The following is a 16,807-nucleotide window of genomic DNA, read 5'->3' on the forward strand; positions in this document are numbered from 1 at the left end:
TATCTATAGATAGGGTTTTTTTTTGTAAATTTTCTTATTTATTTAAATTTTTTCTGAGCCATGGTAAGCTTAATCCCATCACATTACTGAAGCAACCCTCTATTTTTTCTATATATTTACCGCCTATACCTTCCAAAGCAAATCCTCCAGCACAATATAAAGGTTCATTTGTATCTACATAACTCTTGATTTCCCAATCTTGCAACTTAGAAAAATAAACTCTTGAACTTACTGTTTTTTTTATTATTTCAGTGATTTCAAAGATTTTGGAAGTTGAATCAAAATTTCCAATTATTAGAGTATGACCAGTATGTAAAAATCCAAATTCTCCAGACATTTTTTGCCATCTAATAAATGCCTCTTTTTTATTAGATGGTTTTCCATAAGCTTTTCCTTTAAATTCAAAAATTGAATCACACCCAAGTATTTCCAAAGGACCATAATTAAAATCTTTGGGCAATGGTATTTTATGAATGTTTACAAACAGACTATTGGCCTTTTGAAAAGATAATTCCAAAGCTAAATTAAATATGTTTTTTTCTTGAATAGTAGTTTCATCAAAATCACTTGATATCTGGATAAATTCAATTTGACAATTTTCAAGTAATTTCTTTCTAGATTGGGAAGCAGAGGCTAGAATTAACACAAATTTTTTACCAAATTATAATTCAATTTACTAATTAATAAATTTTAAAATTAATATAAATTACTAATGGAGTCAGAAGCAAAATTACATGAAATAAAGAAACCAATAATGATTTTGGGCACTTCAAGTGGAGCAGGAAAATCGTTAACGGTTACTGCTATCTGCAGGATTCTTAAAAATTCAGGAGAAGAGCCAATCCCTTTTAAAGGACAAAATATGAGTAACAACGCTTGGGTTGATTGGAACGGAGGCGAAATGGCGTATTCTCAGGCTCTTCAAGCCTTTGCATGTGGAATTCCTCCCTCTTCAGATATGAATCCTATCCTATTAAAACCACAAGGAAATTCAACAAGTGAGGTGATTCACCATGGCAAAAGTATAGGAATCACAACTGCTAAAAATTACTACAAAGATTGGTTTATTCCTGGCTGGGAAGTAATCAAAAAAAGTTTAAAGTCTATTTACAAACGAAATCCAAATTGTCGTTTAATTATTGAAGGAGCTGGTAGTCCAGTAGAGATGAATTTAATTCATAGAGACCTTACTAATTTAAGAATTGCAAAGCATTTGAATGCAAATTGTATTTTAGTTACTGATATTGAGAGGGGAGGCGTATTTGCACAAATAATCGGAACCCTTGAATTAATGAAACCTGAAGAGAAAAAACTTATTAAGGGAATTATTATAAATAGATTCAGAGGAGACCTTTCATTATTTTCAGAAGGGAAGAAATGGATAGAAAGTAAAACTCAAATTCCTGTTATTGGAATTATTCCATGGCTAAATGATACATTTCCTCCAGAAGATTCACTAGATTTATTAGAAAAAAAATTAAAATACACTAATCCTGAGATAAAAGTAGGCATTATAAAATTGCCATCTATAAGCAACTTTTCAGATTTTGATCCTTTAGAAAATGAAAAAACAATATTAATTGAATGGGTAAGAGAATCCCAAAACTTAAAAAAGTATGATTTTATAATTATTCCTGGAAGTAAACAAACTATTAAAGATCAAATATTTCTTGAAGAATGTGGTTTGTCTCGGGATATAAAAGAATATTCAAAAAACAACGGAAATATTATTGGAATTTGTGGAGGTTTACAAATGTTGGGCACAACACTTAAAGATCCTTATTTGAAAGAGGGTTCCCAAAATCATGCTGAACAAACAATAAAAGGCATTGGATTATTACCATTAAAAACTACTTTCTTTAAAAAGAAATTAACACGTCAAATTAATTCTGAATCTCTATGGCCATGCCAATCCAAAATAAATGGATTTGAAATTCATAATGGCAAAACTGAATTGGATAATATGCAAAGCTCATTAAAGATTAAACCTATCTTCAAAGACTTAAATCTAGGATGGTACCTTGAAAATAAAGAAGGTGGGATTATTGCAGGTACATACATTCATGGGATCTTTGAGAATGATAACTGGAGAGATCAATATATCAATTTAATTAGGAAGAGCAAAGATTTACCAATAATAAAAACAAAATCCATATCATATAAAAAGAAAAGAGAATCAATTATTGATAATCTTGCGAAGGAATTTGAAAAACATTTAAATTTCACATCATTATTAAGTTGAAAAAAACAAAGATTACAATTAGATGGCCAAATAATAAGGAAACCTATGCTTCAGAGGGAGATAATTGGTTCTCTACTGCAGAAAAAGCGGGTTTAGAAATTCCGACAGGCTGTCTGACGGGAAGTTGTGGAGCTTGCGAGATAGATGTAAATGGTCAAACGGTAAGGGCTTGTGTGAGTGGAATTAAAAATAATAAAAAATGTTTGTTAAACGTCTCTTTAATTACTGACCCCTTTTGGGAGAAATAAATTTTCACTAAACTTTACCAATTAGTAGGAAAAGAAAAATATAATAAAAAAATGATCCTAAAAATGTGTTTACAAGGATAACCTCTTTTTTAATTTTTGAAGATGCAATAATATAGCTTCCCAAAACATGAGGCAGTATTGGGAAAGATCTAATGATTAAAATATAGAGAGGTTTTAAAGAAACGTTTTCAAAAAATTTGTAAATATTATTTTTCTCTGGTTTTTTCAAAAACAATCTTTTGCTAGAAAATTTAAATTTAATTTTTCTCAAAATAAGAACTTGAATTACACTTAAGATAGTTAATACAGGAGAAAAAAAGAAGACATAATATAACCCATAAAACTTTACTAGTATAAAATCAAAAATAATTGAAAAAGGAAGGCCTAAAAATATAGAGACGATATTCAAAGCTATCAAGTATTTATATTGAATATTATTAAGTATGGATTCAAGATCGTAGGTATATTTAAATATATGTGCCAAAAAATAAACCATTAAATAAGTAGAAAATATTTTAAAAATTACTGACCTAAAAATCAGATCTTTTCTTTTCATATAAGATCACCTTTCCAAAAGATTATCAAAAACTTAGAGTCTAAAAGTTGAATTGAGAATTTATATTCCCAGATGAGATCGATGGGGAATGCTAAATACTTTATAGTCCCACGACACACCACACAACAAATATTTTTGTTTAAAGATGCTTCTGAAATCCTTCAAATGATGATTCATTTCAGGAATATTTTAGTTTCTCTTTTTGAAACAAGTCCTAGTTATTGAGAATATCAGTTAAAGTTCTATAAAAAGATATAAAGAAATGAATAATTAATCATATATTTTAAAAATTGTCTTTGTAGTAAACTCAACATCTTAAAATTCTTATTTTTGCCTTCTCCTTCTTAAAAATTTTTGTATCCACTATACCTGTTTCACTATTAAAACAACCTAAGACACCTTTCTCATCATCCATAAAAGGAATTGATTGTATATTGAAAACCTCATCCTCGCTATACATCCTTACCCAATAGTTGCGATTTTTAGATTCCCAACTAGTAGCAGTTGAATTATTGCCTAATTTTCTACAGTTTCTATTTCTATCATTTCTTTTCTGTTTTTGCGTTAAATAACACCCTGACACCTTTGTAAATCTTTGCAAATCTCCTGCTGACTTTGGATAAATTGAATCAGACATATAAAGAATTTTAGCGGCATAAAGATATGACCTTATGTTTAATCTTTCATGTAATAACCTAAATTCTTTTGAAACATCTGCGGAGTCTCTTAATGAATCAAAGCCAATCTTGGAATAATTCTTAATCCTATCAATAGATTTTCCTACTGGAATTTCAAGTATTGGTAGTGCAATTAATAAGATTAAACTTGAAATTGTAAGAACGAAAATAATTTCTACTAAGGAAAAACCAGATTGATTTTTATTAAATAATCTTTTTTTAATAGGTAAATAATTTCTCATTAATTAAATATATTTAAAGATTTATGCCTCATTTCTTGCCATATAAGAATAAAATACGACAATCATAAAAATATCGCAACGGAGAGGGTGGAATTAACTTTCAACATCCATAGGCAAAACTGGACTAAATGGGACTTATTTTTAAGCGATAAAGTACATACCCACCAACACATTAAAAATACCCACCAACACTCATAAAAATAAACACTAATTATACAGAAATTGATATTTCTTAGAACTCTCCTGTATCACTGCAATTTAAATTAGAACTCAAAAAATTAAGAGTGCTAATTTTCCTATTAAACCGGAGAGGGTGTATTTCTATTTGACTCTTTGTGGCACTAATTGGCACAAAAACTAAATCGTTTTAGTAATTTTACATGTGTTTTTACATGTGTTTTTACATGTGTTTTTTACATGTGTTTATTAGTTGTTTTACATGTTTTTTTACATGTTTTTAACTTTCTTTCCTCTATTGTTTTTTAATGCTAGATATAGGGAAATTTTTATACCCTCATGGACAAACAAACCCTTATCAAACTTGCTCAACCTGCTGCTACAGCATTACTTGCACTCTCCATATTAAGCTTTCCTTTCATTGTAAAGGCTTCTGGAAGCATGACTGTCTACCAAGGTGATTATTCTTGGAAGATTAGTGGTTGCGATTAGTGGTGGCATTTTATAGCAAAACATTGCCTAATTATTTGATATTTTTTTGTTATGAATAAGAAATATCATCTTAAGGCACTTCATGACAAATTAAGTTACCTGAAAAAACGGAGAGGGTGTTAGTTGAGATGATTTCACTAGACACTCTCAGACACTTACTGACACACATATTTTTCTAAATCGATCAAATTCCACCAACATTTCCACCAACATTTTCATTCAAAAAGGTCTGACATTGTCTGAATTCACCTGACTTTATAAGACACAATATTCAAGAAAAAAATACAATAATTATTGTTGGTGCAGGCAATTATAAAGATTTTGACTCTAACAGAATGCCTCTGACACTATTAGACACTAAGAAAAACCGGAGAGGGTGGGATTCGAACCCACGAATAGTTTGCCTATTAAACGATTTCGAGTCGTTCGCTTTCGACCACTCAGCCACCTCTCCTACTATTTATAAGTATGCTATTCAAACAAAGATAAGCGAATACTCTATCCCATTATCTTAATTTTTAATCCCACCCTGCATCTTTCATCAATTTTATTGCGAGAGAATTATTTTCCCCAAGGTCTTCTACAGTTACCTTATCAGCAACAAATTCTCCAAAGTTTTTGACAATTGGATTTTGATTAACCTCTTTTAAAGGATGTTCAAAAGTAGGAGCAGCAAGGCCTTTACTTCCCTTTGGGGATGCCAAATATTCAAGTAGCTTGATAGCTGCATTTTTATTTGTTGCGTATTTAGCTACACCACCAGCACTAATATTTAGGTGAGCAGGATTGGGGGTAATAACCGATGTTCGCCTTGCATATAAGGTATCTCTTCTTCCATTTACACCAGCTAACATTCTTGCTACATAATAATGATTAACAATCCCTACCCCACATTTTTTCTTAGAAACGGCTCTAATTATTGAAATATCACCTGGAAAGAAAGGTTGGGAAACGTTAGAAATCATTCCATTCAGCCAAGCTTTAGTTCTTGTTTCACCTTTGTTAACTATTTGATTAGCAACTAAAGATTGATTATATGGACTTTTTCTATTTCTTAAGCATACTTTACCTTTTAAAGATGGATCAGCTAAATCTGTGTAGTCTTTAATCCTGCTTAGATCAACAACTTTTGGATTGGCAACCATAACTCTTACTCTTCTCGTTAATGCATACCATTCCTTATTTTTATCTTTTAGTCCAATGGGAACATCATTTTCTAAAGATTTTGATTCTATACTTTGAAGCAAGCCAGCTTTAGCTGCATTAGTAATTCTTGCTGCATCGACTAGCAAAATTAAATCTGCTTGAGAATTCTTCCCTTCTCTTTTCAATCTCTCAAGTAAAGATATTCCTGCAGCTTCGATAAGCCTAACTTTGATTCCTGTTTCTTCTGCGAACTTTTTATAGACACTTCTATCAGTATTGTAATGCCTACCCGAATAAACTTTGACTTCTTTTTCTGTTGAATAAATAGGTATATTAAAATTCAATAAAAATGTACATGTTAGCGCTGAGTAAAGTAGTTTTTTTAGATTTTGCACTTTTTCAAAATAGTATCTATGGTTACTTTATATCTAACTTCCCTACAAGGTCTCTTAAAGAGAATTTCTATACATTAGTTTGTATCATTTTTTATATCAGAAATGAATTATTTAACGCATCAACTATTAAATTCTGAAGAATTAGTAACTCTTAGAAAAGAATTAAGAAAAGAAGAAAGACTCTGGGAAGATGGTAAGCAAACTGCGGGTAAGCATGCCGCCAAAGTAAAAAATAATTTACAACTTAAAAGAGATTCAGATTTATCAAAAAAATGTTCGGGAATAATCATAAAAAAGATTCTTAGTAATGATTTAATTAAGAGCTTCGCTTTACCTAAAAGGATTCATGGAACAATCTTCTCAAAATCTACCAGTGGCATGCAATATGGAAGACATATTGATAATGCTTATATGTCTTCTGGTAGAGCAGACTTATCTTTTACTATTTTTTTAAATTGCAAAGATAACTATGATGGAGGTGCATTATCAATTGAGAGTTTCAATTCAGAAAAAAAATTTAAACTGGATGCTGGGGAAATAATAATCTATCCAAGTACATTTTTACATTCAGTAGAAGAAGTTATTAGTGGTGAAAGATTAGTATTTATTGGTTGGATTGAGAGCTATGTGAAAAGTATTGAAGAAAGAGAATATTTATTTGATCTAGATGCCGCAGCCAGATCATTACTAAGTAAGTATGGTAGATCTGAGGAAGTTGATCTAATCTTTAAATCATATTCAAATCTCTTAAGAAGGTTAGGTGGTTAATAATGAATCATTTTATACATAAAATAGAAAAACTTTCTTTAAATACCTAAAATAAACCTATAAATACTTTTATTTTTGATGCAGAAAAAAAGCTCAATTTCAATATTCCTAGCAGCAACAAGTGCTTTAGCTATTTCAACTGTTGAAAATACAAATCTAAAAGCTGCAGAGAATGATTTAGGAGGTTTAAAAGAATGGAATACTGATATGCCACTAAATGCTGATTTTAAATTAGACGCTAGAGCTCAAGAATTAGCTGACGAAGCAGCAGAATCAAGTGTTTGCATACCTATAGGAGAAGGAGAGAATTGTTGGTAAATTTAATTTAAATAGTCAATAAAAAACACCCTAAAAGGGTGTTTTTTTGATTTTATAGTTTTTAAAGTAAAACTAAAAATTAGAATTTGAACTTTGAAGTAACAAGAAGACCAAAGAGATCGTCTTGATTATCTGCAAACACATCATTACCTCCAAATATTGCAGGTATTATTTCCATTGAGTCATTTGGTCTAAAGGAATAGTAAGCTTCCCAGACTTGGGGGTCAACTTCACCAGTGGCTCCTCCACCCTGAACTTCAGTAGCTGCTAAGGGTTGTGTAAATGCAAAACCGATTCTGTCATCAGCTTGGAAAATGTCTTTCCAAGTAAGTCCAAGCATGTAACTATTTGCTTGTGTAGTGTTACCAGCTACAGATACTCCTCCATAGGATTTAGTATCATAACCAAAAGATATCTCTGGGATGTTAGTCCCATATTCCTCTGGCATCCAATAAGCTCTTAACGCATAACCAACTGAGTCTCTAGCTTCTTGCGCACCCATTTGAGTTGCGTTGTAACTATGAGAAGTCCAGTTTCTAGCCTTTGACATAAATCCTGAGACATGCCATCTGTCCGCAGTATAAGCTACTTGTGTATCCCACTTCAGAGCATTGTCAGGAGCAAAAATACCATCGGCTCCGTCAGCACCCTTGTCAACCAGATTAGTCGCGAAACCGAATCCATTATCAGTTTCATACTTTAATCCAGTACCTACGTCTGTACTTGCTCCAAAGTTACTATTTCCTCCAAGTTTAAAAGATTTAAGAGCACCAGGTTTGTAAATTGAAGGAGTTATATACATGTAATAGTTTTCAATCCTTGGACCTACAAAAGCTGTGATCTTTTCACCTACAGGGAAGGTGTACCACATTTTATCCATCTCAAAGGCATCACTATTATCTTTAGTCTCTATATGGTATGTGGATCTATTTTTCCAAATATCACCTTGTTCTCCAGTCTTAAGGCGAACATAAAGATTATCATCACCTGTGAAACTTGTATTCAAGTTCCATGTATATGTGTAACCAGTTGAAGTTTTTTCAGATTCACCGATTTCATCGCCACCATCAACAGTACCGATCCACATTACAGCTTTTCCATCGAATGTAGTTGTTTCTGAGAAACTGCCCGCTTCAAATTTATTATCCTCAAGGTCGACAGAATTACCTTTAAGGTTTGCGGTATTTTCACTAACTTGATTAATGAATGTTTTGTTGTCGGGTCTAAAAGACTTTTTTTTGCTACGCCTCACGTAGCTACTCATTTCTTCTATATCGACTATGTTGGAAGCCTGAGCAGAAATTGGAGCCAATAACCCCAAAGATGCACTAGCAACCAACATATGTTGGAAGAGTTTCATTTTACCTCACACTAAATGAACCCAAAACATGGGTACTTATATGGTATCGGGACATAACAAAATTAAAAGAAATATAAGTTTCTAATTGGTGTAACTTTTGATACAAAAATCTTTTTTAGAAAAATTAATGCAATTTATTTCTTATTAATGGATAATTGAGTAATTCTCTTTCTGCCACCCATGATGATGCAACTTGTCTAGCTAATTTTCGAATCTTTTCAATATATTGAGCTCGATCTGTAACCGAAATTACTCCCCTTGCATCAAGTAAATTAAAAGTATGACTACATTTAAGAACAAAATCAAGCGCTGGATAAGTTAGTTGCTTTTGGATTAAAGAATTTGCTTCATCTTGGTAAATTTCAAATAATTTCCTGAGATTGTCAGCACTCGATTCAGTAAAATTATAAGAGCATTGACTTTTCTCAAATTGAAGCCAAATGTCGCTATATTTCAAATCTTTGTTCCAATTTAAGTCCCAGATACTTTCTTTATCCTGCAAAAACATAGCTATCCTCTCTAGTCCGTAAGTGATTTCAATTGGGATTGGATTGCAATCTATACCCCCACATTGTTGGAAATAAGTAAATTGAGTAACTTCCATTCCGTCCAACCAAACTTCCCAACCTACACCCCAAGCTCCAAGTGTTGGAGACTCCCAATTATCTTCCACAAATCTAATATCATGATTTCTAGGATTAATTCCAAGGGATTCTAGAGATGTCAAATATTTTTCTTGGATCCCTTCAGGTGAAGGTTTAATTATTACCTGATATTGAAAGTAATGTTGGGCCCTATTAGGATTATCACCAAAACGTCCATCTGTAGGTCTTCTGCACGGCTCTGGGTATGCTACATTCCAAGGCTCTGGTCCGATAGCCCTTAAAAAGGTATGAGGATTCATTGTTCCAGCACCCTTTTCAGTATCATATGGCTGCATAATCAAACAACCTTCTTCTGACCAGAAATTATTTAATTTTTGAATTATATCCTGAAAAAACATTAAATTAAAATAGTGAAAAAATTTAGATCAATGCCATTAGACATAATAACAAAGCTTTAAAGTGAAAAAATATTTTGAAATCCAATTTCGCAAAAATATCATCCTATAAAAAGCCTTCATTAAATTAGATCCTTGCTGAAAAAATAAATGAGAAATTAATTATGTAAAAAAGTCTAATGGCAATGGTCCAAAAGTATTAGATTCTTTAGCACCTTCTTCATACTGACATGTTATTAAAATTCCTTCTCCAAGACCATTTTCAGATCTGACAAAAACATTACTAGTTTTTTGATTAGCTTTTAAAAAAACACCGCCATCAGCATGAAGGGAACCTAGATTCCCAAATTTAATTGAAGAATATTTCTTGGAAATTGATTGTAATGCTTCAATAGCTTCATTATCACTAGGTGCCATTATGCCTATTGTTATCCAATCAGCATTAAAAATCTTTACTTCTAGTTCCTCTAAAAGTTTTTTTTCTTGCCTATTACTTAATTGAGGGGCAGTTCTAAGATTATTTAAATCGAATAAATTATTTATTTCCATTAGCTTTATATCACCATTAGCTTTATATCAAAATAATTCTTAACCAAATGTTCTTCCATTCCAAGCCCATAATGAGGCTGGCACATCCTCAAAAGAAATATAAATCCTATCTATTGGGATCCCTATTTTCTCATATAAAAAATCTGATAATAGCTTTGCCATTTCTGAGGGATTTAGAGAACCTATTGATTTGATTTCTAAAAAGCACGAAGGTGTCTCATCATCAAAATACATTTGGCAATTATCATCTATTTTCGCCATAACAAATCTTCTTGATTTGTTAGTTAAAGATGAAATAAGAATTGAAATTTCTTCGAGTAATTTTGCTTTATCATTTACTTTTACCGAAGTCGAAACATTAATATAAGGCATTTCTATGCGGCAAGATAATCTTTATTAGAATTATTTTCTAGATAAAAAGTTTTATTTTTTGAATATCTTTTTGATGAAAGATATGCCATATCGTATGAACTTATTCCGTTTTTATAGGGATCGAAAAGAGCATTTTTTGACCTGTTTTTTTTGCTCCTTTTGGACTCCATCATCATTATTAAATCATTAATAATAATTTAACTTTTTTTGAATAGATGTCTAGTTTTTTTGAGAATTTTTAATTTATTAAATGAAAATAAATTCCTAATACACAATTAGAATTTCTTTTTACTAGATTTGCTATGCAGATTCTAAATTAATTATTTTGGAAGTTTTAAATAATTATCAAAGGAAAAAACTTGATGAGAGTAATGATGAAGAATTTTATTCTGATCCAAAATTTGTTTATCATCTAGATGAAAACTTTAGGCAAAACCTTTCAGATTTATATGAAAGAGAAATTGATAATTATTCAACTGTCCTTGATTTAATGTCCAGTTGGGATAGTTATTTACCTAGAGGTAAAAAATATAAAAAAGTTATTGGACATGGTTTAAATAAACAAGAACTTGAAAAAAACAAAATTTTTGATTCTTATTGGATACAAAATTTTAATTTAAGTCAACAAATTCCGCTAGACAAAGAAAGCGTTGATTATTGCTTAATGGTGGCCGCATGGCAATATTTACAATTTCCAGAGAATTTAACCAAAGAAATTGCAAGAATTTTGAGTAGAAATGGCAAGATTATTATTGCTTTTTCAAACAGAGCATTTTGGCATAAAGCCCCTAATATATGGACTTCATCTACTGAGGAAGAGAGGGTGAAATATGTAAGAAAAGTATTAATCTCAAACGGATTTAATGAGCCAAAAATTATCAAAAAGTTTATTGAACCAGCACTAAAAATATTTTATTTTTTAAATAAAGACCCATTTTATTGTTTAATAGCGACCAAAGAGTAACTTTTTCATTGCGTTGTATTAAAAACAACTCTATGAAAAAGTTTTCAACGATTTTTCATAGCCATACTTTTAAATTTTTACTAATATTGGATAGTTAAAATTAATCATATGGGTTCTAAAAGAGAAAAATATCCTGAAAAATGTCCTTGGGATCTCGGCCCTAATCAACATTTAGCCAAAGAAGAGAACTGGACTTTAAGATTAGGAGAAGCGAATGTATGCTTTAGCAAAAATAAATTAGATAATAATTATTTTCATGTAATTAGTAATGAAAACGAAGAGCAAATTCTGGCTTTTAGAGCAAGACTCCTATATCAAAAACTACTTGATAAAGGATTTAGATTGGTTGAATAAAAAAACCTAATTTATTAAGCATAGATCTTCGAAAACAAACTTTTGTGTTTCTTCTTCTTGATTTTGGTTTAAGTATTTCATTGTCCGCGATTTTAATATCCAATAATCGTCTTTACCCATATTTAGAAATTCATCCTCATATTTAATTTTTTGTGAATTTCTCTCAAGTGTTTCTGGATCAATTTGTTGACTACTGTATTTTTTACTAAGGGAACCTGTTCCTGTATCAAAAAATTCTTCAACAAAAATTTCAATGATAATTCCATGAATTTTTCTATAAACCATATTAATACATCCATTTTTAACTCTATATTTATCACCTTGATTCTTACCTGAAATACTCATTTCAATACCACTTTCAGAATTTTTTAATAAATTAAAATTATTTTCTGAGTGTACTGATTCAAATTCTCTCTTTACCCTATGTATACACACTTCAAATAACTGAGAGGCAATAATTTTAACAACTTTCTCATCTTTTATTTTTTGAATTTTAGGTTTAAAGTCTTTACCTAATACAAAGTCACCTTTATGAATATTATTATTAGTCAAAAAAATACATTTACCTTGGTAACCATGAAAATCATTCTTCCATGTGTACCGATTTTCATAAGCCTTCCTGAAAATCTCTTTACAATTAATTTCTTTTAGATTATCCATTAATTTTTTAAAACGTGAAATAATTCTACAAAAAAAAACCTCCCTGTTGATGGGGAGGTTTTTTATAAGATTAAATTAGTTTTGAGTAATTTTTGTATTTTCTATATTGTCAAATGCTTGACCAATTTTCTTAAAGTCAAATCCCATTGCTCTTAACGCGTGCCAGAGATGACCTTGTAAGAAAAAGAAACCCAAATAGAAATGAGTGTTGGCTAGCCAAGCTCTTGAGCTATAAGCTCCTGAACCTAAATTTACAGTATCAGTAAAATAAGGTGCGAATTCAAATTGAAGTTTTAACGGTTCTCCATATAGATCTACAGGATATATGGTTGTATTTGAAGCACACCAAAAAGCTGCTACAAATGCCATATAAGAAACACCAACGACTGAGTATGACAAAATAGCCTCAGCACCAAGTAAACCTTTTCCTTTAAATTCTGTATATTCTCCAAATTGTTTAGTACAAATATGGAAAACTCCACCAATTATTTCGAGGAAGGCTAAGAAAGCATGTCCTCCCATAACATCTTCTAAACTATCTATTTTTAAAAAATCAAATTGATGATTCCAAATAGCAGCAATATCTAAATTGTAAACAACTTGCCTTGTAGATCCTATCGCTGGGTCATAAATTCCATGAATGCGAGCCCATTCAACAAACATTATTGCCCCAAGACCAAGAAAGATCAGATGATGACCAAGAATAAAAGTTAATTTGTCTGGATCATCCCACTCAAAATCAAATTTTTGTGGCTTACTATTCTCTGGATAGTCTCCAAGATCACCTGCAAATTTATTGGAGTGTAATAATCCACCTGCACCTAATACAGCTGAGAAGATTAGATGCAATGTGCAAATAACTACAATTCCATATGGTTCTGTAATAACACCATTTTCAATGCCACCAATTCCTATACCCGCTAGGTGAGGTAAAACAATTGCTTTCTGTGCACCCATTGGAATACTGGCGTCGTAACGTGCCAATTCGAATAATCCAAAAGCTCCTGCCCAGAACATCATTAATCCTGCATGGGCAGCGTGAGCTGCTATGAATTTACCCGAACGGCCTACAACACCAGAATTTCCTGCGTACCAGTCATAGGTGACATCAGATTTTCCGTAAGTTTGTAACACTTGATTTAAGTAAACAGCATGTTAAACATATTGCTATTCAGTATGTTTTTTACATGTTCTTTACAGATTTAATTACTTATGTAAAAAAAACATATTTTGAGAGAACAAATGTTACAAATTAGAAAGTAATATCTTTGAAAGCTTACGCCAATGAAGGTATTTCACCTTTTAATTGAGAAGCCCATGCTTCGAGACGTGAATCAGTCAAATCAGACTCACTATCCTCATCAAGAGGCAATCCACAAAAGCTTTCTCCAATTACGCTTTTAGACTCATCAAATGTATATGATGATTTATCTACGTATCCGACCATTTCAGCACCTGCTTTTGTGAAGTAGCTATGGAGTTCTTCCATGGCATCACAATAATTTTCTGTATAGGTAGAAGAATCTCCTAAACCAAAAATTGCAACCTTTTTTCCTGATAAACTTAGTTCACCAATGTCCTCCAAGATTGAATCCCAAGCAGTTCCTGATCTTTCTTGATCTGCTCCTGTGTTCCATGTAGGTATGCCACAGATAATCCCATCAAGACCTTCTAATTCTGAAAGATCATCCACATCAGATACATCTTTGGGTGCTTCTGCTGAAGAAATAAAATTGTGAAGACGATCAGCTACGTCTTCGGTTTTTCCAGTTGTAGTTGCGTAATAAATTCCTACAGTCATAACTTCAAAATGTTTACCTTAAAATAATAAAATCTAAAAACATTAAATTTATTTCTTAAAAAACTTTTTCATGTAAAATTTTATACTAATTAAGGTTAGAAAAATTTTTTGGGATTAATTTAAAAAAAAATTAAAACATTGTGACTGAAAAACTACAAAATGATATCAATAATCTGGTAAAGGAATTCAAATTTAAAGGGAAGAAATTTTTTAAATTAATTATTTTATTTGGCTTATTGGGAGATTTTGATAGCTTTGAATACGCAATAAATTTGAAGAATTTTATCAATAACAAGCAAGATGAAAATTTGGATATTTTTGCAATCGCTATTGGGAACCAAAATGGGAAAGAAAAATTTTGTAAGTTTACTGGCTTTCCTTCAGAAAATTTAATAGTTGTCTCTGATAACCAAGTTCATAATGATTTAAAAGTCTCAAGAGGATTAGATATAGGTTTTGGAGGTTGGATAAATATGCTCCTTATGTTATCAGGAATAAATTCTTTTAAAACAATAAAGGAAGTTATTAGAGGTTATACAGGTGACCATAAAGCAGAACAAATCTATTCAAAATCTGAGAAAATTAAGGTTTTAAAATTCTTGAATTTTTCAGGTGATTCTTTCAGTAAGGTTTTCGGGGATGGTTATTTGAGGCCATTTGAATTGGCAACATTTAGATTGAATAATATGAATGAAATAATTCAAAATTGGGGTGATTATATCCTTGATGAAAAATATTTACCTCAAAGAGGAGCCTCTTTTTTATTAGATGAAAAAAATCAAATTGTTTATAAATTTTTTTCAAGTGATGTACTTGGCTATTCTTCAAATATGAGACATCCTTTAGGATTCTTATCTGATTTAATAAAAGAATAGTTTTTTATGAACATAGACATATTTGGATATTTTGCAGCAATTTTGACAACGGCAGCATTTCTACCTCAATTGATAAAGACTATAAAAACCAAAAAGGCAGATGATGTTTCCCTCACAACCTTAATAATGTTTATTATCGGAGTTTTGTCTTGGATTATTTACGGTTATAAAATTTCATCTAATCCCATATTGATAGCTAATTCAATTACCTTAATCTTAAATCTCTTGATATTAATCTCAAAAATATATTTCTCAAAAACCTTAAATCAGCAATAATTATATTAATAGCATTAAATTATAGAATTTTTACTTAAATCTTATTTATGATAAAAATAAATTTTTACTTATCTTGAAAACTTCAAAATGCTGGGTTTGGTTTAAAGGAAGCCTAAACAACGGTGGTTTTTGGAAAGAGGGTTTTACATGTACATTTGATGAAAAGCCTGGAGTTTTAATTGAAAGTCCTGCTTTCGTAACTTGTAGAGTTCCCAATTGGAGAGTTTTGACTAAAGAACCAGAGGATTTAAATAAATCTCCCTTAATCCCTGATAATGCAATTTGGAAAATAATTTAATTAATTTATGCAAGAAAAGTTTTGACTGTCCGATGACAAGTTAATATTGCTTTATTAAATAATTGATTAATACCATTTACTCTCTCTTTACAAGTATTATCCCTTTCTTAATTTTTGGTTTTTTTCTTGGGAAAAAGAATCCAAAGATTTCCAAGTATATTGCAAGACCTCTTATAAGATTTGGCATTCCATTAAGTGTGATGGGGCTTTTATTAAAAGAGGGTATAGATATAAACCTTATTAAAAGCGCATTCTTAGCATTCTCCCTAATAGGGATTTTAATAGTTTTGATAAATATATTCTCAATATTAAAAAAAAGACTTCCAAATTATAGTGTGCAGCTAGCCGGCCTAATAGGTAATACATCATTTCTCGGAATACCAATTGCAATAGCTCTTCTCCCTTCAACAACTATTAACTTCACAATAGGATTTGACTTGGGAACAACACTATTCGCTTGGATATTTGGACCTTTTTTTCTACAAGAAAAATCTCCAATCAAAAAAATCCCAAATATCAAAGGCTTATTAAATGCTTTAATAAATAGTCCTGCATCAAGAGGGATCATTGGTGTACTTTTGGCATATCTTTTCCAAATAGACGATATATTAGGCGATTACCTTTGGATACCTGCAAGAATAGTAATTGCTTTGGCAATAATAATTGTAGGAACAAGATTAGGGATAATAACAAATCAAAAGGGTAAATTTTTTGATCTAAATGAAGAAATTAAATATTCAGTTTTATTAAAGTTATTTGTTCTTCCTTTTATAGTATTTTTAATGAGCAAATTTTTAAACTTTGACTTTTATCAGGCATCAGCAGTAATTCTTCAGGCAGGAACCCCAACGGCAATATCCACAATTTTAATGGCTGAAGCTTATGACGTGAAACAAAAAATCGCCTCAAAAATTCTTTTTACGACAACCATAATTTCAATAGTTACAATTCCTCTTTTAAAAATTTTCATTAATGCGTTTAACTAAAAATTCTTAAAGCTTTAAGCATGATTAATGTATATTGTAAAGATATTATCC

The 16,807-nt window shown here is 30.9% G+C and carries 22 protein-coding genes and 1 tRNA gene; 11 read left to right on the forward strand and 12 right to left on the reverse strand.

Features of this window, described 5'->3' with window-relative positions; genetic code table 11:
• Positions 1-34: 34 nt before the first annotated feature.
• Positions 35-646 carry a nucleoside triphosphate pyrophosphatase gene (locus HA144_RS06705; protein WP_209043317.1) on the reverse strand — a complete coding sequence of 204 codons (612 nt, stop codon included), beginning with the start codon at positions 644-646 and terminating at the stop codon, positions 35-37.
• Positions 647-712: 66 nt separating this feature from the next.
• Between HA144_RS06705 and HA144_RS06710 the strand changes: the two genes are divergently transcribed.
• Both HA144_RS06710 and HA144_RS06715 read left to right on the forward strand, forming a co-directional pair.
• On the forward strand, positions 713-2,242 hold the full coding sequence (locus tag HA144_RS06710) for a cobyric acid synthase (protein ID WP_209043318.1): 1,530 nt from the start codon (positions 713-715) through the stop codon (positions 2,240-2,242).
• Positions 2,239-2,490, forward strand: a complete 252-nt coding sequence (locus tag HA144_RS06715; RefSeq protein ID WP_209043319.1) for a 2Fe-2S iron-sulfur cluster-binding protein — start codon at positions 2,239-2,241, stop codon at positions 2,488-2,490. The genes HA144_RS06710 and HA144_RS06715 overlap by 4 nt, the downstream gene beginning before the upstream one ends.
• 863 nt (positions 2,491-3,353) lie before the next feature.
• Here the strand turns inward: HA144_RS06715 and HA144_RS06720 are convergent.
• Positions 3,354-3,965 carry a prepilin-type N-terminal cleavage/methylation domain-containing protein gene (locus tag HA144_RS06720; protein ID WP_209043320.1) on the reverse strand — a complete coding sequence of 204 codons (612 nt, stop codon included), beginning with the start codon at positions 3,963-3,965 and terminating at the stop codon, positions 3,354-3,356.
• Between the two features lie 516 nt (positions 3,966-4,481).
• Here HA144_RS06720 and HA144_RS06725 point away from each other — a divergent pair.
• A complete protein-coding gene (locus HA144_RS06725) occupies positions 4,482-4,634 on the forward strand; it encodes a hypothetical protein (RefSeq protein WP_209043321.1) in 153 nt (50 codons plus the stop codon).
• Between the two features lie 368 nt (positions 4,635-5,002).
• On the opposite strand, the gene HA144_RS06730 is transcribed toward HA144_RS06725, so the two are convergent.
• A tRNA-Ser gene (locus HA144_RS06730) sits at positions 5,003-5,088 on the reverse strand.
• 64 nt (positions 5,089-5,152) lie between these two features.
• Positions 5,153-6,124 carry an extracellular solute-binding protein gene (locus HA144_RS06735; protein ID WP_245152872.1) on the reverse strand — a complete coding sequence of 324 codons (972 nt, stop codon included), beginning with the start codon at positions 6,122-6,124 and terminating at the stop codon, positions 5,153-5,155.
• A gap of 153 nt (positions 6,125-6,277) precedes the next feature.
• On the opposite strand from HA144_RS06735, the gene HA144_RS06740 reads away from it, so the two are divergent.
• Positions 6,278-6,943, forward strand: coding sequence for a Fe2+-dependent dioxygenase (locus HA144_RS06740; RefSeq protein ID WP_209043323.1), 666 nt, complete (start codon positions 6,278-6,280; stop codon positions 6,941-6,943).
• Positions 6,944-7,021: 78 nt separating this feature from the next.
• On the forward strand, positions 7,022-7,261 hold the full coding sequence (locus tag HA144_RS06745) for a hypothetical protein (protein ID WP_209043324.1): 240 nt from the start codon (positions 7,022-7,024) through the stop codon (positions 7,259-7,261).
• Positions 7,262-7,340: 79 nt separating this feature from the next.
• Here the strand turns inward: HA144_RS06745 and HA144_RS06750 are convergent, their stop codons facing one another.
• The 5 genes from HA144_RS06750 to HA144_RS06770 form a co-directional block, all read right to left on the reverse strand.
• The gene (locus HA144_RS06750) at positions 7,341-8,621 is read right to left on the reverse strand and encodes a porin (RefSeq protein ID WP_209043325.1); all 1,281 of its coding nucleotides are present in this window, start codon (positions 8,619-8,621) and stop codon (positions 7,341-7,343) included.
• 124 nt (positions 8,622-8,745) lie between these two features.
• Positions 8,746-9,624: a glycine--tRNA ligase subunit alpha gene (gene glyQ / locus HA144_RS06755; protein WP_209043326.1), complete on the reverse strand. Its 879-nt coding sequence runs from the start codon at positions 9,622-9,624 to the stop codon at positions 8,746-8,748.
• 159 nt (positions 9,625-9,783) lie between these two features.
• Positions 9,784-10,170 carry a DUF1824 family protein gene (locus HA144_RS06760; protein ID WP_209043327.1) on the reverse strand — a complete coding sequence of 129 codons (387 nt, stop codon included), beginning with the start codon at positions 10,168-10,170 and terminating at the stop codon, positions 9,784-9,786.
• Between the two features lie 39 nt (positions 10,171-10,209).
• On the reverse strand, positions 10,210-10,542 hold the full coding sequence (locus HA144_RS06765) for a phenylpyruvate tautomerase MIF-related protein (protein WP_209043328.1): 333 nt from the start codon (positions 10,540-10,542) through the stop codon (positions 10,210-10,212).
• 2 nt (positions 10,543-10,544) lie between these two features.
• A complete protein-coding gene (locus tag HA144_RS06770) occupies positions 10,545-10,712 on the reverse strand; it encodes a hypothetical protein (protein WP_209043809.1) in 168 nt (55 codons plus the stop codon).
• A 155-nt stretch (positions 10,713-10,867) separates the two neighbouring features.
• Between HA144_RS06770 and HA144_RS06775 the strand changes: the two genes are divergently transcribed.
• Positions 10,868-11,506, forward strand: coding sequence for a methyltransferase domain-containing protein (locus tag HA144_RS06775; protein ID WP_209043329.1), 639 nt, complete (start codon positions 10,868-10,870; stop codon positions 11,504-11,506).
• A 108-nt stretch (positions 11,507-11,614) separates the two neighbouring features.
• The gene (locus tag HA144_RS06780; protein WP_002807817.1) at positions 11,615-11,860 is read left to right on the forward strand and encodes a hypothetical protein; all 246 of its coding nucleotides are present in this window, start codon (positions 11,615-11,617) and stop codon (positions 11,858-11,860) included.
• Positions 11,861-11,866: 6 nt separating this feature from the next.
• Here the strand turns inward: HA144_RS06780 and HA144_RS06785 are convergent, their stop codons facing one another.
• From HA144_RS06785 to fldA, 3 genes are all read right to left on the reverse strand, one after another.
• Entirely contained in the window at positions 11,867-12,520 is a 654-nt protein-coding gene (locus HA144_RS06785) for a DUF3386 family protein (protein ID WP_209043330.1), read from the reverse strand.
• A gap of 75 nt (positions 12,521-12,595) precedes the next feature.
• Complete coding sequence (locus HA144_RS06790) at positions 12,596-13,654, reverse strand: chlorophyll a/b binding light-harvesting protein (RefSeq protein ID WP_209043331.1); 1,059 nt, start codon at positions 13,652-13,654, stop codon at positions 12,596-12,598.
• A 142-nt stretch (positions 13,655-13,796) separates the two neighbouring features.
• A complete protein-coding gene (fldA, locus tag HA144_RS06795) occupies positions 13,797-14,321 on the reverse strand; it encodes a flavodoxin FldA (RefSeq protein ID WP_209043332.1) in 525 nt (174 codons plus the stop codon).
• Between the two features lie 140 nt (positions 14,322-14,461).
• Between fldA and HA144_RS06800 the strand changes: the two genes are divergently transcribed.
• From HA144_RS06800 to HA144_RS06815, 4 genes are all read left to right on the forward strand, one after another.
• Entirely contained in the window at positions 14,462-15,196 is a 735-nt protein-coding gene (locus tag HA144_RS06800; protein WP_209043333.1) for an AhpC/TSA family protein, read from the forward strand.
• Positions 15,197-15,202: 6 nt separating this feature from the next.
• Positions 15,203-15,472, forward strand: coding sequence for a SemiSWEET family sugar transporter (locus HA144_RS06805; RefSeq protein WP_209043334.1), 270 nt, complete (start codon positions 15,203-15,205; stop codon positions 15,470-15,472).
• Positions 15,473-15,545: 73 nt separating this feature from the next.
• On the forward strand, positions 15,546-15,770 hold the full coding sequence (locus tag HA144_RS06810; protein WP_209043335.1) for a hypothetical protein: 225 nt from the start codon (positions 15,546-15,548) through the stop codon (positions 15,768-15,770).
• 200 nt (positions 15,771-15,970) lie between these two features.
• Positions 15,971-16,756: an AEC family transporter gene (locus HA144_RS06815; protein WP_209043791.1), complete on the forward strand. Its 786-nt coding sequence runs from the start codon at positions 15,971-15,973 to the stop codon at positions 16,754-16,756.
• Positions 16,757-16,807: the final 51 nt, after the last annotated feature.

The organism is Prochlorococcus marinus XMU1404, assembly GCF_017696175.1.
In the GTDB taxonomy this organism is placed as follows: domain Bacteria; phylum Cyanobacteriota; class Cyanobacteriia; order PCC-6307; family Cyanobiaceae; genus Prochlorococcus_A; species Prochlorococcus_A marinus_X.

Bases quoted from the DNA above. Each gene is read 5' to 3' on its own strand.
- HA144_RS06710 (WP_209043318.1), top strand. From the start codon at position 713: ATGGAGTCAGAAGCAAAATTACATGAAATAAAGAAACCAATAATGATT.
- HA144_RS06720 (WP_209043320.1), bottom strand. From the start codon at position 3,965: ATGAGAAATTATTTACCTATTAAAAAAAGATTATTTAATAAAAATCAA.
- HA144_RS06725 (WP_209043321.1), top strand. From the start codon at position 4,482: ATGGACAAACAAACCCTTATCAAACTTGCTCAACCTGCTGCTACAGCA.
- HA144_RS06740 (WP_209043323.1), top strand. From the start codon at position 6,278: ATGAATTATTTAACGCATCAACTATTAAATTCTGAAGAATTAGTAACT.
- HA144_RS06745 (WP_209043324.1), top strand. From the start codon at position 7,022: ATGCAGAAAAAAAGCTCAATTTCAATATTCCTAGCAGCAACAAGTGCT.
- HA144_RS06750 (WP_209043325.1), bottom strand. From the start codon at position 8,621: ATGAAACTCTTCCAACATATGTTGGTTGCTAGTGCATCTTTGGGGTTA.
- glyQ (WP_209043326.1), bottom strand. From the start codon at position 9,624: ATGTTTTTTCAGGATATAATTCAAAAATTAAATAATTTCTGGTCAGAA.
- HA144_RS06760 (WP_209043327.1), bottom strand. From the start codon at position 10,170: ATGGAAATAAATAATTTATTCGATTTAAATAATCTTAGAACTGCCCCT.
- HA144_RS06765 (WP_209043328.1), bottom strand. From the start codon at position 10,542: ATGCCTTATATTAATGTTTCGACTTCGGTAAAAGTAAATGATAAAGCA.
- HA144_RS06770 (WP_209043809.1), bottom strand. From the start codon at position 10,712: ATGGAGTCCAAAAGGAGCAAAAAAAACAGGTCAAAAAATGCTCTTTTC.
- HA144_RS06780 (WP_002807817.1), top strand. From the start codon at position 11,615: ATGGGTTCTAAAAGAGAAAAATATCCTGAAAAATGTCCTTGGGATCTC.
- HA144_RS06785 (WP_209043330.1), bottom strand. From the start codon at position 12,520: ATGGATAATCTAAAAGAAATTAATTGTAAAGAGATTTTCAGGAAGGCT.
- fldA (WP_209043332.1), bottom strand. From the start codon at position 14,321: ATGACTGTAGGAATTTATTACGCAACTACAACTGGAAAAACCGAAGAC.
- HA144_RS06805 (WP_209043334.1), top strand. From the start codon at position 15,203: ATGAACATAGACATATTTGGATATTTTGCAGCAATTTTGACAACGGCA.
- HA144_RS06815 (WP_209043791.1), top strand. From the start codon at position 15,971: ATGGGGCTTTTATTAAAAGAGGGTATAGATATAAACCTTATTAAAAGC.